General features: G+C 65.1%; 21 protein-coding genes. 9 read left to right on the top strand and 12 right to left on the bottom strand.

The features are described 5' to 3' along the window. Positions 1 to 9: 9 nt before the first annotated feature. The gene (locus GEMMAAP_RS04355) at positions 10 to 564 is read left to right on the top strand and encodes a DUF4199 domain-containing protein (protein ID WP_026850092.1); all 555 of its coding nucleotides are present in this window, start codon (positions 10 to 12) and stop codon (positions 562 to 564) included. 20 nt (positions 565 to 584) lie between these two features. Here the strand turns inward: GEMMAAP_RS04355 and GEMMAAP_RS04350 are convergent, their stop codons facing one another. After that, a complete protein-coding gene (locus tag GEMMAAP_RS04350) occupies positions 585 to 1,085 on the bottom strand; it encodes a hypothetical protein (protein WP_145978995.1) in 501 nt (166 codons plus the stop codon). 23 nt (positions 1,086 to 1,108) lie between these two features. Continuing rightward, entirely contained in the window at positions 1,109 to 1,906 is a 798-nt protein-coding gene (locus tag GEMMAAP_RS04345; protein WP_043581079.1) for a glycosyltransferase family 2 protein, read from the bottom strand. A gap of 152 nt (positions 1,907 to 2,058) precedes the next feature. Between GEMMAAP_RS04345 and GEMMAAP_RS04340 the strand changes: the two genes are divergently transcribed. Continuing rightward, complete coding sequence (locus GEMMAAP_RS04340) at positions 2,059 to 4,581, top strand: zinc-dependent metalloprotease (protein WP_053334268.1); 2,523 nt, start codon at positions 2,059 to 2,061, stop codon at positions 4,579 to 4,581. A gap of 32 nt (positions 4,582 to 4,613) precedes the next feature. Here GEMMAAP_RS04340 and GEMMAAP_RS04335 read toward each other — a convergent pair whose 3' ends face one another. Beyond that, positions 4,614 to 4,985, bottom strand: a complete 372-nt coding sequence (locus tag GEMMAAP_RS04335) for a hypothetical protein (protein ID WP_026850095.1) — start codon at positions 4,983 to 4,985, stop codon at positions 4,614 to 4,616. 425 nt (positions 4,986 to 5,410) lie between these two features. Between GEMMAAP_RS04335 and GEMMAAP_RS04330 the strand changes: the two genes are divergently transcribed. The 6 genes from GEMMAAP_RS04330 (at position 5,411) to GEMMAAP_RS04305 (ending at position 14,099) form a co-directional block, all read left to right on the top strand. After that, entirely contained in the window at positions 5,411 to 7,798 is a 2,388-nt protein-coding gene (locus GEMMAAP_RS04330) for a DUF1592 domain-containing protein (protein WP_053334269.1), read from the top strand. An 8-nt stretch (positions 7,799 to 7,806) separates the two neighbouring features. Then, positions 7,807 to 9,186 (top strand): DUF1552 domain-containing protein, encoded by a 1,380-nt coding sequence (locus tag GEMMAAP_RS04325; RefSeq protein WP_043581081.1) that lies wholly within the window; start codon positions 7,807 to 7,809, stop codon positions 9,184 to 9,186. A 27-nt stretch (positions 9,187 to 9,213) separates the two neighbouring features. After that, complete coding sequence (locus GEMMAAP_RS04320; RefSeq protein ID WP_082821054.1) at positions 9,214 to 11,094, top strand: ankyrin repeat domain-containing protein; 1,881 nt, start codon at positions 9,214 to 9,216, stop codon at positions 11,092 to 11,094. Positions 11,095 to 11,226: 132 nt separating this feature from the next. Then, the gene (locus GEMMAAP_RS04315) at positions 11,227 to 11,742 is read left to right on the top strand and encodes a phosphatase PAP2 family protein (RefSeq protein ID WP_053334270.1); all 516 of its coding nucleotides are present in this window, start codon (positions 11,227 to 11,229) and stop codon (positions 11,740 to 11,742) included. Then, a complete protein-coding gene (locus GEMMAAP_RS04310; protein WP_026850098.1) occupies positions 11,739 to 12,941 on the top strand; it encodes a glycosyltransferase in 1,203 nt (400 codons plus the stop codon). Before GEMMAAP_RS04315 ends, GEMMAAP_RS04310 begins: the two co-directional genes overlap by 4 nt. A gap of 6 nt (positions 12,942 to 12,947) precedes the next feature. Next, positions 12,948 to 14,099, top strand: coding sequence for a glycosyltransferase family 4 protein (locus tag GEMMAAP_RS04305; RefSeq protein ID WP_082821053.1), 1,152 nt, complete (start codon positions 12,948 to 12,950; stop codon positions 14,097 to 14,099). Here GEMMAAP_RS04305 and GEMMAAP_RS04300 read toward each other — a convergent pair. From GEMMAAP_RS04300 to GEMMAAP_RS04270, 7 genes are all read right to left on the bottom strand, one after another. Beyond that, a complete protein-coding gene (locus GEMMAAP_RS04300) occupies positions 14,065 to 15,273 on the bottom strand; it encodes a glycosyltransferase family 4 protein (protein ID WP_053334272.1) in 1,209 nt (402 codons plus the stop codon). The genes GEMMAAP_RS04305 and GEMMAAP_RS04300 overlap by 35 nt on opposite strands. A gap of 70 nt (positions 15,274 to 15,343) precedes the next feature. Next, positions 15,344 to 15,940 (bottom strand): YbhB/YbcL family Raf kinase inhibitor-like protein, encoded by a 597-nt coding sequence (locus tag GEMMAAP_RS04295; protein WP_053334273.1) that lies wholly within the window; start codon positions 15,938 to 15,940, stop codon positions 15,344 to 15,346. Then, a complete protein-coding gene (locus tag GEMMAAP_RS04290; protein WP_026850101.1) occupies positions 15,937 to 16,797 on the bottom strand; it encodes a DUF1028 domain-containing protein in 861 nt (286 codons plus the stop codon). The genes GEMMAAP_RS04295 and GEMMAAP_RS04290 overlap by 4 nt, the downstream gene beginning before the upstream one ends. 39 nt (positions 16,798 to 16,836) lie before the next feature. Then, positions 16,837 to 18,156, bottom strand: coding sequence for a serine hydrolase domain-containing protein (locus GEMMAAP_RS04285; RefSeq protein ID WP_043581083.1), 1,320 nt, complete (start codon positions 18,154 to 18,156; stop codon positions 16,837 to 16,839). Positions 18,157 to 18,281: 125 nt separating this feature from the next. Beyond that, complete coding sequence (locus tag GEMMAAP_RS04280; RefSeq protein WP_053334274.1) at positions 18,282 to 19,646, bottom strand: hypothetical protein; 1,365 nt, start codon at positions 19,644 to 19,646, stop codon at positions 18,282 to 18,284. 60 nt (positions 19,647 to 19,706) lie between these two features. After that, entirely contained in the window at positions 19,707 to 20,324 is a 618-nt protein-coding gene (locus GEMMAAP_RS04275) for a YceI family protein (protein WP_026850103.1), read from the bottom strand. Between the two features lie 177 nt (positions 20,325 to 20,501). Beyond that, complete coding sequence (locus GEMMAAP_RS04270) at positions 20,502 to 21,296, bottom strand: DUF3108 domain-containing protein (protein WP_026850104.1); 795 nt, start codon at positions 21,294 to 21,296, stop codon at positions 20,502 to 20,504. 243 nt (positions 21,297 to 21,539) lie between these two features. Between GEMMAAP_RS04270 and GEMMAAP_RS04265 the strand changes: the two genes are divergently transcribed. After that, the gene (locus GEMMAAP_RS04265) at positions 21,540 to 23,744 is read left to right on the top strand and encodes a S9 family peptidase (RefSeq protein WP_158514729.1); all 2,205 of its coding nucleotides are present in this window, start codon (positions 21,540 to 21,542) and stop codon (positions 23,742 to 23,744) included. A gap of 25 nt (positions 23,745 to 23,769) precedes the next feature. Here GEMMAAP_RS04265 and GEMMAAP_RS04260 read toward each other — a convergent pair whose 3' ends face one another. Together GEMMAAP_RS04260 and GEMMAAP_RS04255 are read right to left on the bottom strand one after the other, a co-directional pair. After that, entirely contained in the window at positions 23,770 to 24,189 is a 420-nt protein-coding gene (locus tag GEMMAAP_RS04260; protein WP_026850106.1) for a hypothetical protein, read from the bottom strand. Between the two features lie 219 nt (positions 24,190 to 24,408). After that, positions 24,409 to 25,962 carry a protein kinase domain-containing protein gene (locus GEMMAAP_RS04255; RefSeq protein ID WP_158514728.1) on the bottom strand — a complete coding sequence of 518 codons (1,554 nt, stop codon included), beginning with the start codon at positions 25,960 to 25,962 and terminating at the stop codon, positions 24,409 to 24,411. Positions 25,963 to 25,976: the final 14 nt, after the last annotated feature.

Raw genomic sequence — 25,976 nt, 5'->3', positions numbered from 1 at the left:
GAGGTTGTCATGAAGTCGGTCGTCCTGAAGTACGGGTTCCTGGGGGGCGCGGTGCTGTCGGCCATGTTCGCCGCCACGCTGCCATTTCATGAACAGCTCGGCATGGATTATGGCATGCTGGTGGGGTACGCCACGATGGTCGTGGCCTTCACCTGCATCTATTTCGGGGTGCGTCAGTACCGCGATCGCCAGCCGGCGCGCACGATCACCTTCGGGCGGGGTGTGCTGGTGGGGAGCGCCATCATGCTCGTGGCAAGTGCGTGCTACACCGCCACGTGGGAGGCCTGGTACTTTGGCGGCCAGAGCAACTTTTTTGCCGTGTACAAGGCGGCGTCGCTGAAAAAGCTGGAAGCGCGCGGTGCCACGGCGCAGGAGATTGCCGCCATGAACGTCGAGATGGACGAATTCAAGGTGATATACGACAATCCCTTGACCAACGCCGCCATCACGATGCTCGAACCACTGCCGGTTGGCGTGGTGTACATCCTCCTGTCGGCAGCGTTGCTGTCGCGCAAACCGCGTGCGGCGGGCGCCTTGGCCGCCAGTGGAGACGGTACGAGCTGAAGGGAGGAGGCTGTCCCGAGCTATTCCGGAACGCCGCCGCCTGACTGAAGCGTGGCACCACTGCCACCGCTGATGCTCTTGAGCGCGAAGTACACCACACCGGTAAAGACGGCGCCCATGACCGCCGCAAACCCGCGCGTCCGACGTTTGTCCATCGTGCGCTGCTGGGAACGCTCCACCGTACGCCAGGGGACCACCAGTTCGCCGCGACGCCACGGCAATTCATTACCGTCTACCGTCAGGACCGTACTGGGGCGCACGACGACGGCACTGTCCGCCAGCGTGCGCACCGCCACGCCGTCCAGCTGCCGCAGCTCAAAGCCGGCGGCATCGCGCAAACTGCGGGCGCCATCGGCGGTGAAGTACAGCCGGAGATCGGTCCGGGCCGGCACAGACGTATTGGCCAACGGGCGATAGCTGTAGCACCCCGCCAGCAGGCTCACCGCCAGGGGAGCCAGCATGGTGGTGAGGACGTGGGTGCGGGAACGCCGCGCGGATGGACAGGAGCGGAGTGAAGACATGGCGCAACGTTAGCGCTCCGCCATCATTGTGGCGAGAGGGCGTGCACCAACCCCGTCTCGCAGCGTTGGCGACCTTCCCGCAGGGTGGTCTCATAGTGGGCGTCGTTGACGCTGTAGCGATCGCGTGGCGCCTCGGGGTGCCACAGGTGATAGGCCACTGCGCCGAACTTGAAGTTCCGACGCCGGATACCGGCGTGGATAAGTCGCGCCGCCAGCTCACTGTCTTCGCGTCCCCATCCCACGAACCGTTCGTCGTAGCCGTTGACAGAGCGTAAATCGTCCCGCCAGAACGCCATATGACAGCCCCGGGTTCGCCGGTCGGCATCCCGTGGTCCGCCAACGAAGCGCGAAATCCAGGGGGCGTACCACGCGTTCTGCCGATTTCCGAGGCCGCGGGCAAACCAGCGCACCTCATGCCGGCGCGTCCGGAGCAGATCGCTGGTAATCCCGGGCGCCAGCATGCACCGACTGCCTTGCACATAGCTGCCACGGCGGGCGAAACGCGTGTGGGCCGCAATGAACCGCGGGTGCAACACGATGTCGCCATCCACCTGGACGATGTACTCGCCGGTGGCTTGACGGATGGCCTCATTGCGGATGGCGGCGAGCCGGAACCCCCGGTCTTCATGCCATACGTGCCGCAACGGGACCGGAAAATCGGTCTGATGCGCCTTGACCATCAACCGGGTGGCCTCTCCCGACCCATCATCGGCCACCAGGACCTCCGAAGGGAGACAGCGCTGGTTTCGCACGCTGCGCAGCACAATATCGAGCGCCGCCGGCCAGTTGTACGTAGCAATGATCAGGGAAGTCGTGGGCACTATGCTGGAGGTCGGCGTACCGCTGGTGAGGCTGCAGTTGGAACTTCACCGTTCTACGTCGCTCTACCTCGCCTTCTCGACGTCTGTCACACAGTATTGCGCATCTCGTCCCGCTTTCGTGTTCGGCGCCAGTCTCCCTCTGCTTTGCCACCATGCCTGATTTCAGAATACCCGCGCTCGCCCTCGTTGCGTGCATTGCCATACCCGTTGACGGCACGGGCGCCCAACAAACGCCGCCGGTTGGGGCGCAGCCCCCGGTCGGTGTCGGGCCGGCCATCGACGGTGCCGCAGCAGCGCGCCGCGGACCGCGGCCGTACGCTCAGGTCATTCCGGCGCGGGCGCGTACGGAGCGGGGCGGCATTTCGGTGCATCGCGTGGACGACCGGTACTTTTTTGAAGTCCCGGACTCGCTGGCCGGGCGCGATTTTCTCATGGTCACGCGCGTCTCTGGCGTGCCGGCCGGTGCCGGTGGGTTTCTGAGCGCCGGCAGCTCGCTCGCGGAGCGTCTGGTGCGCTTTGAACGCGTGAATGAGCGCATCGTACTCAAGAGTATCAACACCGGTGCCGTGGCCGATGACACGCTGCCCATTGCGCGTAGCGTGGCGCAGAACAACTATCCGGCCATTATTGGCGCCTTTCCCATTGCCGCCTTTGGCAAGGACAGCGCGTCGTACGTGGTTGATGTGACGGATTTCTTTGGCAACGACAATCCGGCTACCAGCGGATTGGATGCGGCCCAGCGACGGGCGTATGGGGTACGCCGCTACGATGCGGCGCGCAGCTACATCGCCAGTGTGCGCAGCTTCCCCATCAACATCGAAGTGCGGCAGGTGCAAACGTTCGACGCCGCCACTCCGCCCCGCGATGCGGATGGGGCCACCGTGACGATGGAGACGCGTCAGTCGATCGTCTTGCTCCCCAAGGTGCCCATGCGCCCGCGTCACGCCGATGCCCGGGTGGGGTACTTCTCGGTGAATCGCGTGAACTACGGCTTGGATGTCCAGAAGGCGGAGAGCGAGGAGTTCATTACCCGCTGGCGCCTCGAGCCCAAGGACCCGGCGGCGTACGCGCGCGGTGAGGTGGTGGAGCCCATCAAGCCCATCGTGTACTACCTCGACCCCGCCACCCCCGCGCGCTGGAAGCGGTACGTGAAGGAAGGCGTGGAGAACTGGCAGCAGGTGTTTGAGAAAGCGGGATTCAAGAACGCCATTCTCGCCAAGGAAGCCCCGAGCAAGACGGAAGATCCCGATTTCGACATGGACGATGCGCGCTACAGCATTGTTCGATGGGCGGCGAGCCTCGTGCGCAATGCGACCGGGCCGCACACCCACGACCCGCGCTCCGGCGAAATCATCAACAGCGAGATCACGTGGTACCACAACCACATGCGCTCGTATCGCAACTGGCTCATCATGGAAACCGGCGCCGCCAATCCGCTGGCCCGGTCGCTCGATATTCCCGAGGAGTTGATGGGCGAAACGATGCGACAGGTCATCACGCATGAAATCGGCCACGCGCTCGGCTTGCAGCACAACATGATCGCCTCGGCCTCGTTTCCGGTGGACTCGCTGCGCAGCCCGTCGTTTACGCGCGTATTCGGGGTGAGCGCCACGATCATGGACTACGCGCGGCAGAATTACGTGGCGCAGCCTGGCGACGGCTTGCAAGCCAAGGACTTCATTCGTCGGGTCGGCCCGTTCGATGACTACGCCATCAACTGGGGCTATCGGGTCATTGCGTCGCCGACGGCAGAGGCAGAACGCCCCACCCTCAACCGGTGGCTCACACAGCAGAGCGGCCCGTTTCCGTACCGTTTTGCTTCGCAGCAGCTGGCGGCGGGCGATCCGCGCAACCAGACCGAAGATCTGGGCGACGATCCGGTGAAAGCCACCACGTATTCAACCGCGAACTACAAGCGCGTCCTGCCGAATCTCGCCGCGTGGACCAGCAAGCCAGGGGAAGACTTCGGCGAGCTGCGCGAACTCTACGAGGAGACGGTGGGCCGGTGGTTCGGCAACGTGAACCACGTGGCGACGGTGGTGGGTGGCGTGGAAGTGGACCTCAAAGTCGGTGAGCAGACGGGGGCCGTGTATCGCGTGGTACCCAAGACACGCCAAAAGGCGGCGCTGGCGTTCATCAGCAGCAACATCTTCAGCGCGCCGGAGTGGCTGATGCCGGCCAGCATCACGACGCGGATTGGCCCCAACACGGTGGTCGGCGCGCGGTCGGCCGGAGTGCTCACCTCTCTTTTGTCACCGGCGCGCCTGGGCCGGTTGGCCGAGGCCGAGCACTATGATGCGGCCGCCGCGTATCCGCTGGCGGAGTTCATGGGCGATGTGAGGGGCGCGCTGTTCAACGGCGCGGCGCCGGACGCTCACCGGCGGACGCTGCAGCGGGTGTATGTGCAGCGCCTTGAGGCGCTGATTGCACCTCCCGCGGCACCCGTCGGCGGTCAGGGCCCCGGCGGATTTGGCGGTCAGGCGCCACGCTTCACGCCGTTTGTCACGGCGCCGAACGTCCCGCAGAGTGACCTGCCGGCGCTGGCCCGGGCGCAGTTGCGCGCACTCCAGCGCGACGCCCGGACGTTATCGACCACCGCGGCGGGTGCGGTACACAAGGCCCACTGGGCCGATCTGGCAGAGCGGGCCACTGCCATTTTGGAGGCGCGGAAATAGGCGCCACGACGCGGCCCCCTGGAGCGGCTCCGCTATTTCTTGCTGAGCCGCTCCAAGGCCGCTTCAAACACCGTCCGTAACGCATCATCCCCACTGATGCGCTGGGTCATGGCCGCAAACTGCGCGGCCGTGGCGCCGTGTGCTTTGAGGGAGTCTGCCCGCAAAGCCCGATACCGCTGGCGAATGTCCGCCTGCAGATCGGGCTTTTTGTTTTTGGGCTCGGCGAGTTCTACCTGCTCTCGATCACGCAGGCCATTGAGCGCCAGATGAAGGCGCGCATGCGCTTCGACGGCGGAGTCGGCTTGAACAGTGGCCGACGGAGGAGCCGCTGGCTTTTGGGCGGGCGCGGACGCCGGCGCGAACACGAGAACGGCCACCAGAGCGGCGGCGAACGGGAGCGTCATAGTCTCGAAGGAAAGGACAGGGGCGAAGGTACCGCGGAAACGGCGGTTTGTAAGGGCGATTCTGCAAAGGCGTTATGGGTTATGGGTTATCGGGTGACCGGATAACCGCGTGCATCGGTACCCGCGGTTCCAGCTGTTACCGCTGTTACACGGTAACCCGATAACCCATAACCCATGACGCGGTTACGTTCGGTTTCCCCCCGTTCCTTGCGTCCCTACGGGACTATCCGCAGCTTACAGTGTTGTCGCGCGTTTCGTCGCAGTTTCCCGCCTCGTACCAGGGGTACGGCATGAAGACGAGTTCCGCGCTGGCTGTGACGCTGTCTGTTGCCCTGCTGTCTCCCTCCTCCGGCAACGCTCGTCCCTCGCCTCGCGCTGCAGTACCGCCCGCCCGCCCGGCCGTTGTATCCCGCCCCTTCCCTGCCGTGTCGCATCCCGTGTTGCCGCGGCGCGCCGCCGTCCCGGCCCGCATGGCACCCGCCGCGCTGAACGGGGTGGTCAAGCAGTACTGTGGCAAGTGCCACAACGACACCATGAAGCGTGGCAACCTCACCTTGTCGCGCTTTGATGTCGCCACCCCCTTTGGTCAGATGGACGTGGCCGAAGGCATGGTTGCCAAGTTGCGCGCGGGGATGATGCCGCCAGTGGGTTCGGCGCGCCCCAAGGGGGACACGCTCGACGCACTCGTCCTGGAACTGGAGACGCGCCTGGATTCGATGGCCGTCCTCAACCCGGATCCGGGGCGCCGTACCTTTCAGCGACTGAATCGCGCCGAATATCAGGCCGCGGTCAAGCAGCTGCTCGGGCTCGAGGTTGACGCGGCCAATTATCTGCCGCCCGATACCAAGAGCGACAACTTCGACAACATTGCGGACGTGCAGGCGCTCTCCCCGACGTTGCTGGGCGCGTACCTGCGTGCTGCGGGTGACATCAGCTGGCTCGCCGTTGGGAACGCCAAAGCCAGCGCCGGCGCCACCACGTACACGATGCCCAAGATGGCGTCGCAGACGACGCACGTGGAGGGCGCGCCCTACGGCACGCGCGGTGGTATGGTGGTGACGCATACGTTCCCCGCCGACGGGGAATACCGGTTCGGGGTGAACTTCTTCCACGAAACGACCGGCGCGTTTGCCGGTGGACTGGCCCGTGGAGAAGCGCTGGAGATCGCCGTGGATGGCGAACGCGTTGCGCTGATTGAAGTGGACCGCTTCATGCACGCGTCCGACCCCAACGGCGTGGCGCAGGGTGCGCTGCCGGTCAAAGTCACGGCCGGACCGCACAAGATTTCCGCGGCGTTCATTCCGCCGCGTTTCCAGGGCGTGGTGCAGGATCTCATTTCGCCGCTCAAGTATTCGCTGAACAGCACGTCGAACGCGGTAGCCTACGGCTTCACGCTGTTGCCGCACTTGCGGGAACTCACGGTGACCGGTCCCTATGCACCCACGGGCGTGAGCGACTCGCCGGTGCGGCGCCAGCTCTTTTCCTGCCGCCCAACGTCAGCGGCCAGCGAACGCCCCTGTGCGCTGTCCATTGTGAACCGGCTGGGGACCCAGGCCTACCGTCGTCCGCTTACGGACGATGATCGGCAGGGGCTCATGTCGCTGTACGACGCGGGGCGCACCACCGGTGGCAGCTTCGAGCAGGGCGTTCGCCTCGCGCTCGAGGGGATGCTGGCCAGCCCTGATTTCGTGTTCCGCTTTGAGCGGGCGCCCAGCTCGGCCACACTCAACACGCCGTACGCGCTGCGTGACATCGATCTGGCCTCACGACTGAGCTTCTTCCTCTGGTCGGCGCCGCCCGACCCCGCGCTCATTTCGGCCGCGTCGCGCGGCACACTGTCGCAGCCCGGTGGCCTTGAGCGCGAAGTGAAACGCATGCTCGCCGATCCGCGCGCGCAGGCATTGTCCACGCGCTTTGCCGCGCAGTGGCTGCGCCTGCCGGATCTCGATGTGGTGACCCCGGATATCCGCCAGTATCCCGATTTCGATGAGCAGCTCAAGAACGGCATGCGTCGCGAAACCGAGATGTTCTTTGACGATCTGGTGAAGCGCGACCGCCCGGTGCTCGATCTGTACCGGGCCGATTACACCTTCGTGAATGAACAGCTGGCGCGACACTACGGGATGAAGAACGTGGTGGGGCCGGCGTTCCGCCGGGTGAAGTATCCCGACGCCACGCGACGTGGCTTGCTGTCGCACGCGAGTGTCCTCACGCTCACGTCGCATGCCACACGCACCTCGGCGGTGGAGCGCGGCAAGTGGGTCATGGAAGTGCTGCTCAACAGCCCGCCGCCACCGCCGCCGCCCGGCGTGCCCGATCTGGAAGCCACTCCGGGCAGCGATGGGGCGCGTCCGCTGACGGTGCGGGAGCGCATGGAGCAGCACCGCAAGAATCCCGCGTGTAGCAGCTGCCACAAGATGATGGACCCCATTGGCCTCGCGCTCGAACAGTACGATGTCACGGGGAAACTGCGGCGGCGCGACAACGGCATGCCCATCGACTCGCGCGGCGACCTGTGGGATGGCACGACCGCCAACAACGCCGGCGAACTGCAAGCGGCATTGCTGCGCCGCCAGGATGCGCTGTTGCGCACGTTCACGCGCAATCTGATGGCTTATGCCGTGGGCCGTCGCATCGAAGCCCACGATATGCCCAGCGTGCGCCGCATTGTCCGCGACGCCGGTGGCCAGCAGCACCGGATGTCAGCGTACATCATGGGGGTGGTCCGCAGCCCCGCGTTCCGTATGCAGAAGCTCGAATCGTCCACCACTGTCGAGAGCGGCCCGTCGGGCGCGTCCTCGCGTTTTCACTGAGCACAGTCATGGCCAATATCATCCGGCAGCCCATGCCGCGCCGCACGTTTCTCAAGGGGATGGGCACCATGGTGGCGCTGCCGTACCTCGACGCCATGACACCCGCCAACGTGCTGGGTCGCCTCGGGCACGCGGCCAATCCCACCCGGTTGCTCGCGCTCGAAATGGTGCACGGCGCCGCCGGCTGTGCACCGTTCGGACTGACCGAGAACCTCTGGGCGCCGCCCACGACCGGACGCGCCTTCGATCTCTCCAAAACGTCGCTGTCGCCCTTGGAGTCGTGGCGGCAGTATCTCACGATCATCAGCAACACCGACGTGCGAATGGCGGAGGCGTACAAGCCGGAAGAAATCGGCGGCGACCATTTCCGCTCGAGCGCGGTGTTTCTGACGCAATCGCATCCGACACAGACGGAAGGCTCCGACATCTTCGCCGGCACGTCGTTGGACCAGCTGTACGCCAAGCGCTTCGGACAGGCCACGCCCATTCCCAGCATGCAGCTGTGCATTGAACCGCTGGACCGCGCGGGTGGGTGCGCGTACGGCTATTCGTGCATGTACACCGACTCGATCAGCTGGAGCTCGCCCACCGATCCACTGCCCATGATTCGCGACCCGCGGGTGGCGTTTGAGCAGCTGTTCGGGGCCGGCGGCACCCCGGAGGAACGCGCCGCGCGCAACAAGAGCACCGGCAGCATTCTCGACTGGATCACGGGTCGTGTAGCGCAGCTCAACCGCGAATTGGGCGCCGGCGACCGGCGTCGCATGGAGCAGTATCTCGATCACATCCGTGAAATCGAGCGGCGCATTCAGCAGGTGGAGGCGCGCAACACGTCAGGGGAAGAGCGCGAACTGGCCGGCGCGCCGGCCGGCGTGCCCGACAACTTCGGCGACCACGTGAAGATCATGTTCGACCTGCAGGTGCTCGCCCTGCAGAGTGACATGACGCGCGTGTTCTCGTTCAAGATGGGGCGCGACGCCTCGGCACGCGTCTACCCGGACAGCGGGGTCATGACCGGCTTCCACCCCGCCTCGCACCACGGCAACAATCCGGCACGGGTGAAGGAGTTCGCCGAAATCAACAAGTATCACGTGAGCCTGCTGCCGTATCTGCTGGACAAGCTCAAGACCACGATGGACGGGGATACGCCGCTGCTCGACAGGACGACCATCATCTACGGGTCGCCCATGTCGGACAGCAACACGCACAATCACCGGCGCTGTCCGCTCATCGTGCTGGGCGGTGGCCATGGCAAGGACGCCGGCAATCAGCATCTGCGCGCCCCCGACGGGACCCCCATGGCCAACGCGATGCTCAGCCTGTTGCACAAGATCGGCATGGACGACCTGAACACCTTTGGTGACAGCAATGGCGAGTTCACCTTCTGAACGCGTGCTGACCTTGGAGATCCACACATGCTGACTCGAGTTTCGCGCGTGCTGCCGCGCATGGCGCGCCAGCTGGTTGGGGGCGCCGCCATGGTGTTCCCCATGGCGCTGCTGCCAGGGTGGGTGCCACGGCTCCCCATTGGGCCCGGCACTGCACCAGTTGCAGACGCGGCCATGCAGGGCGATCTGGCCACGCTGCGTACGCTGGTGGCCAAGGGGGCGGACGTGAATGTCGCCCAAGGCGATGGCATGACGGCCTTGCACTGGGCAGCCCAGCGCGGGGACTCCGCCATGACGGCGCTCCTGCTGCGGTCCAAGGCCAGCCTGTCAACGACGACGCGCGTGGGGGCATACCAGCCGCTCCACGTGGCCAGCGAGGCGGGAAGCGCCGCCGTGGTACGCCAGCTGCTCTCGGCGCGCGCCAATGCCCGTGCCACCACCGCCGAAGGGGTGACCCCACTCCATCTGGCCGCGTTATCCGGCGTGCCCGAGGCCATTGTTGCCCTGCTCAAGGCTGGCGCCGATGTGAATGCCATTGAGCCGGGTTGGAACCAGTCCCCGCTCATGATCGCGGCCGGCAAAGGGCGCACCGCGGCCGTACAACTGCTGTTGAAGGCGGGAGCCAATCACACCCTGGCGGCGCGCACCATGGACATCATGGCCAGCGCCGCGCAGGACCGGCAGGCCAAGAACCGTCGCGACGCGCTCTTGCAACAGCTGCGCGAACAGCAGGGGCAGGCCAACAATCCCAACTGGATGCCCAGCCCCGCGCAGGTGCAGGCCGCCGTAAAGGCATCGCGTGAAGTGGAGCAGGCTGCTGCGTCGGCGCAGGCGATTGCCGGCGTGCGGGCGGCCACCGCCGCCGAGGAGGCCCGATTGGCCGCGCAGGGCGGTCGGGGGCTGGACGACGACAATCCGGCCTACAACGAGCTGCTGGGCGTCCAGGGCGGCCTCACGGCCCTGTTGCTGGCCGTACGCGAAGGGGAAGTGGAAACCACCGTCGCGCTGCTCGACGGCGGGGCGGACATCAATCAGGTGAGCGCCGGCGACCATACCAGCCCCTTGCTCATGGCCACCATCAATGGCCACTACGATCTGGCCATGGTACTCATTGCGCGCGGAGCGAATCCGAACCTGGCCAGTGATGCCGGTGCGGCGCCCCTCTTTGCCGTGCTGAACAAGGAATGGGCCCCCAGTACCCGCACCCCGCAGCCAGCGTTTCAGCTGCAGCAGCAGGCCACGTACATCGAGGTCATGCAGGCGCTGCTGACGGCCAAGGCCAACCCCAACGCGCGCCTCTCACGCTCCCTCTGGTATACCACGTACAACCGCGACAATCTCGGGGTGGACTTCAACGGCGCCACGCCCTTCCTGCGCGCGGCGTACGCCACGGACACCACCGCCATGCGCCTTCTGCTCAAGGCCGGCGCCGACCCCGCCATTGGCACCATCAAGCCGGCGCCACGGGCGCGGCGTCCGGGTGCGGCAGCCCCTGCGGCTGATCCCTCCGGCCTGCCGCCTGTGCCACCAGGGGGGCTTGGTATCCTGGCCATTCACGCGGCGGCCGGGGTGGGCTACGGCACCGGGTTCGCGGGCAACGATCACCGTCACGTGAACGACGGCTGGCTCCCCACGGTAAAGATGCTGGTGGAAGAGCTGGGCGCCGATGTGAATGCTCGTGACTTTGCCGGCTACACGCCGTTGCATCATGCCGCCGCGCGCGGTGACAACGAGATGATCAAGTACCTCGTGTCCAAGGGCGCCACTCCCACGCTCGTGGCCCGCACGGGCCAGACCACGGTGGACATGGCCAACGGCCCCATTCAGCGCACCTCCCCCTACCTCGACACCATCAAGCTGCTCGAAGGGATGGGCGCGAAAAACAACCACCGGTGCGTCAGCTGCTGACGTAACGCGCGCCATCGACCTTCCGGGCACACCAAACGCCCCGGCTTCGTGATCATTCCGGGGCCGGGGCGTTACTCGTGCGTTGCACGATGCCCATGAGATCGTCGCCGAACGATCTCATCATGTTAGGCCATGACCCCATGGATTCAGCGACTCGACGCACGGGATCGTGCCGTCTTCGCCCGACTGGCGCTTACGCCATCGTGTGCCGCCCTGCAACGCCATTTCTGGTCGGCCATCACCCATTTGGGGGGCGCCGTCGCCAGCATTGGACTGACGCTGCTGGCCCTCATCCATCCGATGGTCATGTGGCAAGTCTGCTGGCGCACCCTGCTCCTGCTGGGATGGTCGCACCTGGCCGTCCAGTGCATCAAACGCACGGTTGGACGTCCGCGCCCACGGTTGCATGGGTCGGTGGCGTCACTCGTGGATGTCCCTGATCGGTTCTCGTTTCCCAGCGGTCATGCCTGTGCCGCCATGGCCGTCGCGGTCGGCTTTGCCGCCGCCTTTCCGGCCCTTGCCGTACCGCTGCTCATTCTCGCGCTGCTGGTCGGTTTTTCGCGCGTGATGCTCGGGGTGCATTACCCGGGTGACGTGCTGGTTGGCCAGGCTATTGCCCTGCTTACGGCGTACCCACTCCTGCGTTGATCGATACGTCGTCTGCTCCACCCCTGCGGCCACAGGCGTCGCTGGGGGTTCTGGATGCCACGGAATGGTTTGGGGAAACATCGGGCGGGATACGGACCTATCTCCGGGAAAAGTCACGCTTCGTTGCCGCGCGTCCGCACCTCCGACAGTCCATTGTCGTGCCCGGTGATCAGGACGCCATCAGCGACGAGAGCGGCGTGCGCCTGTTCCGCTTGCGTGGTCCGGCAATCCCGCGTCACAAGCCGTATCGCGTCATGCTCTCGTGGCGCTCGCTGGCGCGTATCGTGCGCCACGAACGTCCCCACATCATCGAGGTCGGCAGCCCGTTCATGGTCCCCTGGCTCCTGTCGCCGGAAGCGAAACGACAGGGGATTCCCATGGTCAGCTTTCATCACACCGATGTCGCCGGGGTGCTCTCGCGCGTCGTGGGTGGCAGTGCCACCACACAACGGCGCCTGACCAAGGCAACCTGGGCGTACCTGCGTCAGCTCGATCGCCTGTTCAGTGCCACGATTGTTGCCACACGCGGCGGTGCAGATGAATTGCGTCGGGAGGGGATCGAGCGGGTGGAGCATGTACCGCTCGGGGTCGATCTGACCACCTTCACGTCGGCACGACGACAAGACCGCGAAGCAACCCGCCACGCGCACGGCTTGCCCGAAGGGCCTCTGGCGGGCTACGTGGGGCGCTTTGCGCGCGAAAAGGAACTCCACGTGGTACTCGATGGATGGGCACACGTCGAGCGCACCACTGGTGCCCGTCTGGTCCTGGTAGGCGCGGGCCCGGAAGAGGCCAGACTCCGCGCGCATCCCTACGGCCCGCGCGTGCTCTTTGTCCCGTACCTGCAGGAACGCGACGCCCTCGCCGACCTGCTGGCCGCTCTTGATGTGTATGTCGCGCCCGGGCCGGCGGAAACCTTCGGGCTCTCGGCCGTCGAGGCCATGGCCTGTGGCACGCCGGTGCTCAGTGCACACCGTGGCGCCGTGGCGGAGCACGTCCTGCGCAGTGGTGGTGGTCTCACGTACGAAGCGGGGAATGCGAGTGCCGTGGCAGCACAGGGGGTGCGCATCTTTGATGCGGATCTCACCCAACTGGGCGAGCGCGCCGAGGGCTTCGCGACGGCCGAACACGGCTGGCCCACGGTGTTGAATCAACTCTTCGCGGTCTATCAACGTGTTGTTGACGGTCGGGAGTCCTGACGCGCCGTGTCGACATCCGTGAGTGATCTGACGGGGCTGCGACTCGCCCTGTTCACCGATACCTTTCATCCGCAGGTCAACGGCGTGGCGCGCACGCTTGCGCGGTTGTGCGAGGCGGTACGCGCCCGTGGTGGGCAGGTACGAGTGTTTACCACTACCGATGCCCACGCGCAGCCGCACCCGGACACCGTGCGCTTCCCGAGCCGGGCGTTCTGGGCGTATCCCGAGTTGCAACTCGCCTGGCCGTCCTCGACGGCGGTGATCGCGGCGCTGCGTGATTTCAACCCGACGCTGGTACATGCGGCCACGGAGTTTGGAGTTGGGCTGGCCGGGCGGCGGGCGGCGCTGCAGTTGGGGGTGCCCTTCGTCTCCTCCTACCACACCAGCTTTACGGCGTACGCCGGACACTACGGCCTTGGGCTGCTGGCAACGCCAGGGTGGGCCTACCTGCGCTGGTTCCACAACGGCGGACAGCGTACGTATTGCCCGACACAGTCCATTGTGAACGAAGTGACGGCACAAGGCTTTACCGGGTGTTCTGTGTGGTCCCGTGGCGTAGACAGCGAGCGTTTTTCGCCGTCGTATCGCAGTGAGGCCTTTCGCGAGCGGCTGGGAGCCGATGCCGGCACTTTGGTGGTGAGTTATGTCGGCCGGCTCGCCGCCGAAAAGGGGATCGACGTGGCCATCTCCGCCCTGCATCAGGTCGCCGACGCGCACCCGGGGAAAATTCGCTGCCTGTTTGTGGGTGATGGCCCTTACGAGCACACCGCTAGGAACGCAGCCCCTCGAGGGAGTACCTTCACGGGGAAACTGGAAGGCCCCGCCTTGAGCGAGGCCTACGCCAGCAGTGACGTGCTCATTTTTCCGAGTACCACCGACACCTTTGGCAACGTGATGCTGGAGGCCATGGCGTCTGGTGTGCCGGTGCTGGCCGCCAATGTCGGCCCCTCACGCGAAGTGGTACCGCCCGACACCGGGTGGTTGGCCACGCCTGGTGAAGCGGATGCGTTTGCCCAGGTGCTGCACGAAACAGTGCAAGATCGCCCCGACGTGGTTCGTCGTGGGCTCCGAGCGCGGGAAGTGGCGCTCGCGCGTTCGTGGGGCGCGATCTGGGATGCCCTGTTCAGCGACTATCTGGCAGTGCACGCGCCGCGTTGAAGAGGCGATGGGCTGGCGCTTCGGGCAGGGGCGTGTGGGCGAGATCCTGCAGTACCCCATCAAGCCGATCCATTTCGGCACCATCGGCGAAGCGCTCCGCCGTCTGGCGGGCCCCCGATCGCAGTCGCTCATGCAGCGACTCCCCAGTGCACAACTGCCGCATGGCCTGCGCACAGGCGTCTACGTTATAGGCGGGAAACGCGAGCCCGTTGCGTCCATCTTCGAGGAAGTCACCCACCCCCAACGCCGGGGTGGCCACGACCGGCAGCCCGGACGCCATCGCCTCCAGAACGACCAGCCCCAACGTTTCGGTGGTTGAGGCATACACGAACGCGTCGGCGCTCGCGTACAGCGCCGGGAGTTCCGTCGCGCGGTTCACCGCTCCCAAAAATGTCACGCCTGGCGGGGCCTGATTGCGCAGCGCCGCCTCGCTGGGGCCGGTCCCGGCCACCAGCAGCCGGACGCTGCCCGCCGGGCACTGGGCAGCGAGCCGCGCGAACGCGCTCAGCACCACCTCCACGCTCTTCTCCGGCGCCAGTCGCCCGACGTACAGGAACGTGAACGCCTGGCCCATGGCCAGGCGATGGCGCGTGAGGAGGGAGAAGTGTCGGGGATGAAATTGATCGGCGTCGATGCCGCCGCTCCAGACGCGGACATGACGAACGTTGAGATCGTGCAGTGACTGGCGTGCCGCGCGGGACGGCGTCAGGGTGAGATCTGCCCGCCGGTGAAACCGGGCAATCCAACGGGTCACCGCCGGTCGCAGCCAGGGCACACCGTACGCGTCACAGTAGCGCGAAAAATCCGTGTGGTAGGTGGTGCAGACGGGAATGCCGTGGGCCCGCGCCTCAAGCAATCCGGCGCGCCCGATCGCGAGCTCGGATGCGCAGTGCACCACCGTGGGCGCAAAGTCCCGAATGATGTCGCGTACCCGACCGCGCGCATTCAGGGCAAGCCGAACGTCAGGATACGGAGGCCACGAGAACGCCGGGACGGCATGCTGTGCGACCGCCACCGGAACAGGCAGCACGTCCCGCGTTCCCGGTGGGTACGTAGGCGCAATCACCGCACACTCCCATCCCCGACGGTGCAGCCCCGCCACCATCGCGGCCGTCACGACGCTCACGCCATTGAGCTGTGGTGGATAGGTGTCGGTGCAGAAGAGAATGCGCATGGTCGATTCTCTCCTGCCTTCGTCACCACCTCACCTTCCCCGTGTGTCAAGCTGGTAACAACTAGTCCCGCTATGGTGCCGGTCGCTGGTACCGCCCCACCAGCACACCTTTCGCGAGCACATGCCCGCTGATGGCCCGCATGATGGTCGCGCGAGTGAGCGCTGGCGGCAGGGCCGCCGGTGCCTGACTGACGGCGATATCCAGTGCGTAAAGCTCAAAGACATAGTGATGAGCCGGACCCGAGGCCGGCGCCGCCGGTCCGCGATAGTAGGGGCCACTCGCACTGATCTGGCGCACGCCGTTGGGGAGCTGTGCGCCGGCCGCCATCCCTTCCGGCAGCGAGTTCGCGGTGCCGGGAATATTCCAAACCAGCCAATGCAGCAGATCGTCGGTGCCATCGCCGGCAGCGGCGTCCGCATCGTGTACCACCAGCACAAAGCTCCGCGTGGAATCGGGCGCGCCACGCCACGCCAGTGGCGGCGACACATCGCGCCCGGTTTGCGCATGGCGCGCGGGGATCAGCGCCCCATCGTCAAACGCACTTGATGTGAGCGACAGCACCCGCATGGGAGCGCGGGGCTGCGCCGACAGCAGCCCCGGTGCGGTGCTCAGGGCAACGGCCAGCCCTCCTGCGAGAGCAATCCATCGTGTGGCACGGCGGGTCATTTGAAGCTCCTCGGCTGCGTCTTGCGCCACGTATCGTAGCGCAGGCGCAGGGTTTTGACCGGATTGAGATTCTCCCCGGGCTTGATGGCGTTGGGGCCACCCTGATCGGGCTGCGTCACCGTGAGATACATGGCGTACGTGCCATTGTTGTGAGAATCGCCGCTGGTGTCGGTGGCATTGGCCATGAGGATGTAGGCGATGTACGATGTCCGCCCTTCACAGGCGATCAGCGCCGCACTCCCGCCAGCCGGCAACGGTGGGCAGTCACATCGACTGTCCCCTCCAAAGCGGTCCGCGGTTTCGAGGGCCGCCATGACCCGATCGGTGAGCGAGCCCTGGGTCTGTACAAACGCTCGCACGGCGTTGGGGACCACGTCACCCGGCCGAAGAATATTGCCTTGAATGGAGTAGTAGATCTCCGTGCCCGGCACCTGCCCTTGCATGTCCTGCGTGACATAGCCGTTGGCGAGTCCGGAGTGCCCCGCGTGGCGGCCCTGCAGGTCCACAATGCCAAACTGCCGTGACTGGAAGGCCGGGTCTTCCGAGAGCATCTCGATGATGCGCGCCGGGTCGGTGCCCTTCTGCAACTCGCGATACACCAGCATCTGATTGGCCTTGGTGCGATCGACACCGGCCTGACAGGCGGCGACGCCTTTGCCGGGGACGATGACGGCTTGCACGCCCATCAGAAAGCTGTCGGTGTTGTTCACGCACGTGGCTGACGCGATGACCACCCGTCCGGTGGCTTTGTCCACGGCGATCACCGACCAGGTGGCGTGGGCCGCACGTGGCAGCGCGATGATCAGCGCCACCAAGAGCGTCAGATGTGAAACGAGCCGAGGCACTGCGCGAGGCATAGGGATTCTCTGGAAAGGGTGGTGAAGACCAACGGCCAACTACCGCGCCCGGCTCTCCATCAATGCCGCATACAGCATGGTTTGGAAGCGTGCCACCACGTCACTGGTGTTGGGGAGCTGGTTCATCATCACGACAATGACCAATCCCTCAGCGGGATCAACCTTGTAATTGGATCCGTAGGCGCCGCCCCAGCCGAACGTTCCCCGGGAGGCCAGGTTGGAGGCGCCATATGCTTCCACCGTCTCAAAGCCCAGCCCAAACCCGAGGCCGGGCCCGTAGAGCGCTCCAATCTGGTGTGAGGTCATGAGCCCCACGGTGTGCGGCGCGAGATAGTGCGTGCCACGCCAGCTGCCTCGGTGCGCGATCATTTGCAAAAAGCGCGCATAGTCCTGCGCCGTGGAGACCAGCCCGGCACCACCGGCAAAGCTCATGCGTGGTCCGTCTACATAGTGCCCCTGACCCTTCGCACCGTCTTCGGCCCGCGTGGTGCCTTGCGCGCTACTGCTGTACACCGTGACCAGGCGCGCGCGCTTGGCTTCCGGCACGAAGAAGTGGGTATCCATCATGCCCAGCGGTTGCGTGAGCCGTTCGCGCAAAAACACATCGAGTGGCTTCCCCGACGCCCGCTCCACAATGCACCCCAGCACATCGGTGTTGTAGCCGTACACGAAACGCTGGCCGGGTTGGGCCACAAACGGCAATGTCCCGAGCGTATCCATGGTGGTGCAAATGGGCACGCTCTTGTCGGCGGTATACCAGCCATAGCCTGCTGCCGGCCCTAGCCCCTTGGCCCGATACTTCTCGGCCACCGTCGCATCCACGCCGTACGAAATGCCGGCGGTATGGGTGAGCAGATCCTTGATGGTGATGGGGCGCCGCGCCGGCACGATGGTCACGCCGGTATCCGTCCGTTCCGCGACCGTGGTGCGCGCAAAGGTCGGCATGAACCGGCTGGCGGGTGTGCCCAGCGACAATCTTCCCTCTTCCATGAGCATCAGCACCGCTGCACTGGTGAGCGCCTTGGTTTGCGAAGCAATGCGAAACAGGGCATTGGGGGCCATGGGAATGCGCTGCTCCCGATTGCTCCACCCGACGGCGCGTTCGTACACCACCTGATCGTCACGCAGCACATAGGCCACGAGCCCTCCCACCTCCTCACGTCGCACCGCTTCGTTGAGCATGGTGTCAATGCGCGCCAGCCGTTCGGGAGCAAATCCGTGCCGAAGCGCGGGCTGGGGACGCGACGATCGACCGGCCGCCGAAGCTGGCTGAGCGTCCAGCAGGCTGGTGCAGGACGCGCTGAAGACGAAGGCGGCGGACCAAACCACGCCGCGTCGGAGAGCGAGGAAGAGAGCCATGACGCGAAGCTACCCTTCGGGCGCGCATCGGCAATGGAAGGGCGAAACGGGCAGGGGCCCCCGTTCCCGAGGGAACGGAGGCCCGCTGATCGTGGCGCTGACGCTTCGTGGTGTGACGTCCCGCCTTAGAAGCTGGTGGCCGCTTCGAGCATGAAGCCACGGAACTGGCCACCGTTCCGGATGTCCGTGCGGGCAAAGCCTTCGTACTTCTGGGTCACCAGTTCGCCCTTGAGCAGCAGCGTGGGCAGAATGAACCAGCCACCACCCGCGTTCGCCCGGGTCACGGTGATGTTGTTGTTCAGGCCACCCAGGTCGCCGGTTACCTGATTCCAACGGGCCGCCAGGAAGAGCTTGTCGCCCTTGAGGAAGCGATACGTGCCTTCCGCCATGTACTGCTTCACTTCACGCGTCGGGTTCGTATTCGGCGCCGCACGACCCTTGGCCACTTCGTACATGCCGAAGAACTCGGCGCCCTTCACCTTGAGGAACGGGTTCACCATGACGCTGTTGCCCTTGTCGGTGAAGGCCGGGTTGATGTTGCCCGAGGTGAAGTTGGCCGCTTCCGTGGAGACGTAGTTTTCGAGCACGTAGTAGTAGCGCGAGCCGGCGCGGTCACCGCTGTAGAGCGTGTTGTTGGCGGCCGATCCCTGGTTGCGATACGACGCCGTCAGCCGTGTGCGCACATCGGCGTTCAACTGCTTGTCGAAGCCCAGCTTGCCCATGAAGGCGGGCGAGCGATCGGAGGCACGGAGAATCTGTCCGCGCACTTCACCGTTAGTCAGTGCGGCCACGGCGAGGAAGCCACTCTTCTGGAAGATCGCTTCGGCACCCACTTCGGTCGTGAAGGCATCCATGATGGCGTTGCCGACGAGCGGGTTGTACAGCACCTGACCGTTGTCCGAGCGCTTGAAGTGGAAATCACCGTAATTCACTTCGAAGTGGCCGATCTTGATGGTCGTGTACTTCATGATGGAGTTGAGGATCGGCAGATCGATGGGCGTGTCGTCAATCTGAATGAAGCCGTCCTTCACCCACGTTTCGTTATGGTGGCGCGCCGAGAGATAGCTGGTGAGCTGAATACGGATACCCTTGGCGAGCTGCGCGTGCATGTAGGCGTTGGCAACGGCGTTGTTGAAGCCGTTGCCGATGCGCTGCAAGCGATTGCGATTGGCGACAGCAGCGGCGCCAGCATTGCCCGGAACGGCTGCCGTGGCGCCCTGGAACACCGAGTCGGCCGTGTTCTTGTGGGTCAGCCCCTGGAACTGCTGCGCGAAGGCCGCGCCCCACTGCACCTTGAAGCCATTGTAGGCGGCACCCGCCACCTTCGGCGTTTCGAACATGTTGATGCCGCGCTGATCCTGCGGGCGGAGATACTGGATATCGAGCGTGCGCTGCGAAACGCCAGCGCTATCCGTGGTAGACTGCGCGCCAAGGGGATTGAGGGCGGCCAGCAGACCGGTGGCGGCAACCAGGAGACGAGTGCGAGTCATAAAATCGTGTCTCGGAATTGAATGAGAGGGGAGTGTTGGTACTGCGTACTGACGTCATACTTACTGCGTAACGGTGGTGCCCTTTTGCAGCTGGAGATCGAAGTTCACGGTGACCACGGGCCCGACCTTGATGGAGCCGAGCATGAGCGTGGGCGGCTTGACTTCCCAGTCGGTCATTTTCACGGGCACCTTGCCGGTGACGCGCATCGCGCCGTCGGCCGCCGTGCCAAAGGTGACCGGCACCGAAATCGGCATCGTCTTGCCGGCCAGCTGCAGCGTGCCCTGAAGCGTGCCGGTTACGGCACTGCCCTTGGCCACATCGTAGCTCGTCATCGTGAAGCGGATGTTCGTGAATTCCTTGGTCTTGAGCGCCTTGCCCATGTGCTCGTTCATCGTGCCGTTCTTGCACTCGAGCTTGCTCACGGGGAAATCCACCTGCACGGTGCCTGCCACTTTCTTGCCATCAAGGGTGTGGTCGATGACGTCATCCACCGGCGAGTTGAGCGTGGCGTCGATCTTGTCGGCGCTGCAGCTCCAGCTGCGGAGAGTGGATGTTCCGTCAAACCAGAGGCGGCTCCCTTCGCCCAGCGTCAGTGCACCGGGAATGCTGCTCGGGGTGGCGGCGATGAGCAGCAGCGCGGCGGCGGATATGGAGAGATGCGAAATCAGGGAGCGCATCGTGTTGTCCTCAGTGCAGCAGAAGTGTTTGGTCCGACTAGCGTATCACCTGTGTGGATGAGATTCGCTTCGGGACCGCAGGCGCGCGGTCGGGGCTGTCCGTATCTTTGGTGAGGGTCTCATCTCGCACCTGTAGGGGGTTATCCGACTACCGGCCCATGGTGCGAGGCAGGGGCGTTACGACTCGCAGTGATTTGGCGAGTCCGTTCGTCCCACCAGCGTGAGGGTGGTGGTGCCCACAATGGGCATGCGACTCACGATGCGTACCGGGAGCCGGCATGCCGACAGATCAATGTTGATCTTGATGAGCCCAACCCCTTTGTAGTGCTTCGGGTCGCGCACGTGCATGATGACCACGCGGGTCGGAAACGTACCGAGCGGTGTGTCCACCGCTTCCTCCGCGCCCACCGTGACCATGGTTGGGTTGCGCGTGTCATCGAAGTGGCGGTTGAAGTGGTGCGACCCTTCCTTGTCCAGCGGCAGCGTGCGCAGGAAGTACAGGAAGGAGAGCTCATCCAGCGGGAACTGAGAGGCGAGCGCCTGGGGCTCCCCCTTGGCCTCACGCCACGTCCCGGCGACGAGATCCATCTCCACGGTTTCGCTGGAGTTGGAGAGCGGATGCCGCTCCACCTTTTCAAAACGGGTGGTGGCAAAGCGGAGCGGGTCAATCCACGAGGTCGTCTTGTCGGTGGCTTTCACGAAGGCCCGCTTGGCCTTCATTTCCGAGACCAGGCGCCATGTGGTGACACCACGCTCGGCCACGGGGCCCTCCACTCGCATCTGCCCGTGGCCAATGTTGCCGCCGAAGGACACGTTCACCTTGTAGTCGAGCACCTCGCCGGTGCCGAACGGCAGGCGGGCCCCATGCGCGGAATCGCGCGGAGCGGCCGGCTGGGCCAACACGGATGCGGGCAACGCAAGACAGAGCGTTCCGCACAGCTGAGCAACGGAGAAACGAATGAGCGACGGCATGTACCTCGTAGTCTGCCGTGACGGTGCCTTGGGCATCAGCGGGTGAAAACCCCCTTGTCCGTGAGGATTCACCCGACAGGCGGCGTACTGGGGAGGTGGCGTTTCCTTACGCTCAGCCCTGTTGGGGCACCAATTTGTCCGGATTCCGTACGCTCACGTCTTCATCCGGGGTGCTCTCCCGTGCCACGTCCTTCGCGTTCTACCCGCCACGCGCTGCTTGTTGCCGTCACCCTCATCTTCCCTGTGACCGGTGCACTTCGCGCGCAACCTGCGGCGACAGCCGCGAGTACTGGACAATCGGGCGCTCCCCGCACGTTGGGGCTGGATGATCTGCTGGATATCCGCACCACGACGCTGAGTGCGCTGAGCGATGACGGCCGGTTTGCCGTGGCGCTCATGGCGCGCCCACGCAGCAGCATGGGGATTGATTACAACCGCAACTTTGGCGATCCCACCTACGCCGCACCACAGCGACGGGAGGCGTGGGTGATTGATACGCGGAGCGGTGAGCGGATCCCGCTCTTCACCGAGCCCCGTGTCATAGGCGGGACGGCGTGGAGCCCGGACGCGGGCGTGTTGGCGGTGTTGGTACAACGGCAGGACGACCGCTTTGACGTACTGCTGTGGGACCGCGCCACGCGGCGGACGCGCTCGCTGACCATCCCAGGGGGGCGCTACGCTTTTGCCGGTTCGGATATGCGGTGGAATTCTGACGGCACCAGCCTCGTGCTGGCCGTGCGCAGCGAGGCGTGGCGTACAAAGGCGACGGCCGAGTTTGCCCGACTCACGACGGGGCCGCGCATTGTACAGTCGAGTACGGAACCATTTCTCGCCTGGAATGGGCTGCAGCGGCTGGGCGCGGTGGAATCGGTCGTGCAAATCGATCGCCGAAGTGGTGCATTGACTGAAGTTCTGCCGGAAGGGATGCGCCAGCAGTGGCAGCTCACGCGCGACGGGCAGTTGGTGGTGTATTCGGAGGACATCACCAAAAAGACCGACTACGACGTGATTGGTGGGACCGAGCAGCAATTGTGGGTGCGCCCGACCGCTGGTGGCGCCCCCACGCAACTCTTCCCCTCCCTGCGCACCATTCGCCCGGTGTGGGACCGGGACGGCCGGCGCTACGCGTTTACGCGCGACGATCAGTTGTTCGTGGGCATCCTTGGGGATACGTCCCGGACCCGCCTTGCGGGGGACACCACACCGCGCAGCGATACCTCCAGCACCGCACGTACACGGCGGGCGCGCGAACGATTCACGCCCGTCGCGTGGGTTGGCACGTCCGCGCTGGTGGCGACCAATCGTGATGGCGTGTGGCTGCTCAACACCGCGTCGCGTGAGCGTACCATGATCGTAGCCAGCAGCGACTCGGTGCTGACCACACCGCGGGTGCGATATGTCGGGGCCATGCAGAACGATCAGCAGCTGCTCATGACCATGGAGTCGCGTACGGCGTGGGAGCGCGCCATGCTGCGCTACGACATTGCCGCGCGGCGGCTGGATACGGTGCCCACCGATTCCCGCATCATTGGCGCCAGCACGGTGTCTGCCGATGGCAGTACGCTGGTGGTGAGCGCCGGCGCCGGGAATCGTCCCGCCGACTTGTTTGCGCTGCGGGGCGCCTTGACCAGCTGGCAACCGCTCACGAACGCCAATCCTTCGCTCGCGCAGACCTCCCTGGGGCAAACGGAACTGCTGCAATGGCTCGACGCGGATGGCGCACGTGAGTTTGGCGTCGTGCATTACCCGGCCAATTACGTGAAAGGGCAGCGCTACCCCACGGTCATGTTGATCTACGAAGACTTTTTCAATGACAGCTGGGACGCCACCGCCAATCTGCTCAACGCCAACGGCTATGTGGTGGTCAAGCCCAGCGTGCGTTTTGACGTGGGGTTTCCGGGCGAAGCGTGGGTGAAAAGCGTGACGGCCGCCGCCAACAAGGTGATTGAGCTGGGCATTGCCGACAGCACCCGATTGGGAGTGCACGGCACGAGTTACGGTGGCTACGCCACCAATCTGCTCATCACGCAAACCGCACGCTTCAAGGCCGCCATCAACATCAGCGGCAAGGTGGATATGGTGAGTTTCTATACCGACTCACCGCGCCTGGGGGTACGGAATACGCACGCCGCCGAAAAGAGCCAGGATCGTCTGGGCGCCACGCTCTGGCAGCAGCCCCAGAAGTACATCGCGCATTCGGCCGTGATGTTTGCCGATCGCATTACCACACCGCTGCTGCTCATGACCGGCGAGCAGGATCACAACGTCCCGGCCATCAACACCCGCGAGATGTATTACGCGCTGCGACGGCTGGGGAAAGAGGTCACGTGGGTGACCTATACAAATGGCGGGCATGGTGTGCCGTTGTCATCGATGGATGACTGGACGGATTTCCATACCCGCCTGCTGGGGTGGTACGCGCAACATCTCAAGAAGACCACGCCGTAAGACCGCGGGGTGGTCATTCCCCACGTTACATCATGAGGCGGGGCGACACGCGGAATACCGGTACCGCAGGGAGCCACATGGTGGCCAGCGTCTGCATGGCGTTGGCCACCGTGACGCGCACATAGCGACCCGTGTGCAACGGATGCCGGCCCACCGACTGGGCGCCATCATCAAGCAGCCCCACCACGCCGGCCACGCTCAGATACACCTCGTGGACCAATACCCGGATGTCTTCGTCGCCAGCATACGCCGAAGGCACCCCGGCGTGCAGCCGCAGCGCCTGCATGACTCTGGCCATGTGTGTCCGGACATGCACAAGAGCGCCGGCCCACTCATGTTCGCGGCGTACCAGTGGGGGCAACACCTCGCGCAACAGTTCACGCGATTCCGTCAGAAGTTCGTCTGCGTCCGGGGTAACGAACGCGCCTGCTGCTGACGCGTTCAATCCTATGTCATCCTGGGTTGGCAAATGGGCTCCGGTGGGTGAAAGACGTGCGTCGCTCGACGCACGGACAAACATCGGGTGATTCGGCTGGGGAGGTCCGATCTCTACATCCTAATGCATTGTCCACCGCAATTGGCAAGGCGTTCCACATGAGTCTGGACCGAAATTCCGAGAGGGGAACACCCTCATTTTCGGACTGTCCAGTCCAGTGCTGTTGGACTATTGGAACCGATTCCCCGAGGAATCCTGCGCGCTGCTCGTTCGACTGTCACCGTCGGCCGCCGCCGGGAGCTGAAAATGCGAGCGCAGCAGGTCGCGCATCGCGGTCGCCACATCGTCTTCCATGGCGAACAAGTTGTCCCGGGTTCCCTCCAGCCGGTCGGCGAACAGCGTAAAGCCATCACGCGCGTCCACCAATCGCACCGTGAGCCGCACGCGCTCGCCCTGCACTTCCACCACCCCTTCCACCAGGGTGCGCACCGGAACCCGCGCGGTATCGCCCGCCGCCAGCCGCCGCTGCAGTGCCTCTGAGGCCGCGCGCGAATGCACACGCAGCCCGCGCTCGCGGGTGAGCGCATCGGTGATGGCCTCGGTGATGGCCTGTGCGGCAAAGGCCTGCGACGTATCCGCACTGAGATAGACAAACGGCAACACCGCCACGCTGGGCATCGTGTCGGGAGCAGCGACTCCCGCCAACGTGGTGCTGTCGGCGGCACCGCTGACAATGGCCTCTCCCTCACGAAGCCCCGCCCACCACCCGATAGCGGCCACCAGACAGGCCCCCACCACAGCCATCCACGCCCGCACCTTTCCCGCCCCCGTGCGCGCCGGCATCCGCGGCTGACCACCGGTGAGCACGCGCAACGCTTCGCTTCCACTGCCATCATCAGCGATGGGGGTAAAGCTGCCGCTCATCATTTGCGGGTCCTCGAGCGCTTCCACCAGCGCCGCCGCATTCACCGGGCGTTGGGCCGGATCCTTCGCCAGGCAATGCATGATGAGGCCGGCGAGAGCCGGCGGGATATCGGCGCGCTGCTGTTGCACCGGTACCGGCTTCTCGGCGATGTGCGCCGCCATAATCTGCTGCGGCGGGCGCCCCGTGAACGGCGGCGCCCCGGTGAGCATCTCGTACGCCAGCACCCCCACGGCGTACAGATCAATGGGGAACGATGCCTGCGGATCGGCGGCCACCTGCTCCGGCGCCATGTAGGCGGGGGTGCCCAGCGACACCCCTTCCGTGGTGTGCGCGATACCCGTTGGGTACTCACCGCTCCCCCCGTGACGGGCGTTGGCAAAGGCCTTGGCCACGCCAAAATCCGCCACCACCGCCGCATCGTTGGCCAGCAGCACATTGTCCGGCTTGATGTCGCGGTGCACCACCCCGCGGCTGTGCGCAACCGCCAGAGCCCGGGCCACGTCGCGCAGGATACGCACCGTGTCCACCACCGACAGCCGCCCACGCGACAGCCGGGTGCGCAGCGACTCCCCCTCCACAAACGGCATGAGGAAGTACGGCAGGCCGTCAATCTCTCCCGTGTCCAGCACTGGCACGATGAGCGGGTGCTGGAGTGACGCCGCCAGGCGGATTTCCCGCCGGAACCGCTCCAGACTCACCCCGGCCGCCAGCTCGGGGCGCAAGACCTTGATGGCCACCCGACGGTCCAACCGCTTGTCGTGTGCCACGTAGACCCGTGACATGCCCCCACCCCCAAGCTCCCGCTCAAGGGTGAAATCGTCACCAAGATGACGCTGGATGTCGGCTAGGGCTGGCACGTGATGTAGGACAC

This window comes from Gemmatimonas phototrophica, assembly GCF_000695095.2.
Lineage (GTDB): Bacteria > Gemmatimonadota > Gemmatimonadetes > Gemmatimonadales > Gemmatimonadaceae > Gemmatimonas > Gemmatimonas phototrophica.
This window is presented reverse-complemented; position numbering and strand designations above follow the sequence as displayed.

What these genes read in the sequence shown, in the direction of transcription:
- GEMMAAP_RS04355 (WP_026850092.1), top strand. Translation starts at nt 10, where the DNA reads ATGAAGTCGGTCGTCCTGAAGTACGGGTTCCTGGGGGGCGCGGTGCTG.
- GEMMAAP_RS04350 (WP_145978995.1), bottom strand. Translation starts at nt 1,085, where the DNA reads ATGTCTTCACTCCGCTCCTGTCCATCCGCGCGGCGTTCCCGCACCCAC.
- GEMMAAP_RS04340 (WP_053334268.1), top strand. Translation starts at nt 2,059, where the DNA reads ATGCCTGATTTCAGAATACCCGCGCTCGCCCTCGTTGCGTGCATTGCC.
- GEMMAAP_RS04335 (WP_026850095.1), bottom strand. Translation starts at nt 4,985, where the DNA reads ATGACGCTCCCGTTCGCCGCCGCTCTGGTGGCCGTTCTCGTGTTCGCG.
- GEMMAAP_RS04325 (WP_043581081.1), top strand. Translation starts at nt 7,807, where the DNA reads ATGGCCAATATCATCCGGCAGCCCATGCCGCGCCGCACGTTTCTCAAG.
- GEMMAAP_RS04320 (WP_082821054.1), top strand. Translation starts at nt 9,214, where the DNA reads ATGCTGACTCGAGTTTCGCGCGTGCTGCCGCGCATGGCGCGCCAGCTG.
- GEMMAAP_RS04315 (WP_053334270.1), top strand. Translation starts at nt 11,227, where the DNA reads ATGACCCCATGGATTCAGCGACTCGACGCACGGGATCGTGCCGTCTTC.
- GEMMAAP_RS04300 (WP_053334272.1), bottom strand. Translation starts at nt 15,273, where the DNA reads ATGCGCATTCTCTTCTGCACCGACACCTATCCACCACAGCTCAATGGC.
- GEMMAAP_RS04295 (WP_053334273.1), bottom strand. Translation starts at nt 15,940, where the DNA reads ATGACCCGCCGTGCCACACGATGGATTGCTCTCGCAGGAGGGCTGGCC.
- GEMMAAP_RS04290 (WP_026850101.1), bottom strand. Translation starts at nt 16,797, where the DNA reads ATGCCTCGCGCAGTGCCTCGGCTCGTTTCACATCTGACGCTCTTGGTG.
- GEMMAAP_RS04285 (WP_043581083.1), bottom strand. Translation starts at nt 18,156, where the DNA reads ATGGCTCTCTTCCTCGCTCTCCGACGCGGCGTGGTTTGGTCCGCCGCC.
- GEMMAAP_RS04280 (WP_053334274.1), bottom strand. Translation starts at nt 19,646, where the DNA reads ATGACTCGCACTCGTCTCCTGGTTGCCGCCACCGGTCTGCTGGCCGCC.
- GEMMAAP_RS04275 (WP_026850103.1), bottom strand. Translation starts at nt 20,324, where the DNA reads ATGCGCTCCCTGATTTCGCATCTCTCCATATCCGCCGCCGCGCTGCTG.
- GEMMAAP_RS04270 (WP_026850104.1), bottom strand. Translation starts at nt 21,296, where the DNA reads ATGCCGTCGCTCATTCGTTTCTCCGTTGCTCAGCTGTGCGGAACGCTC.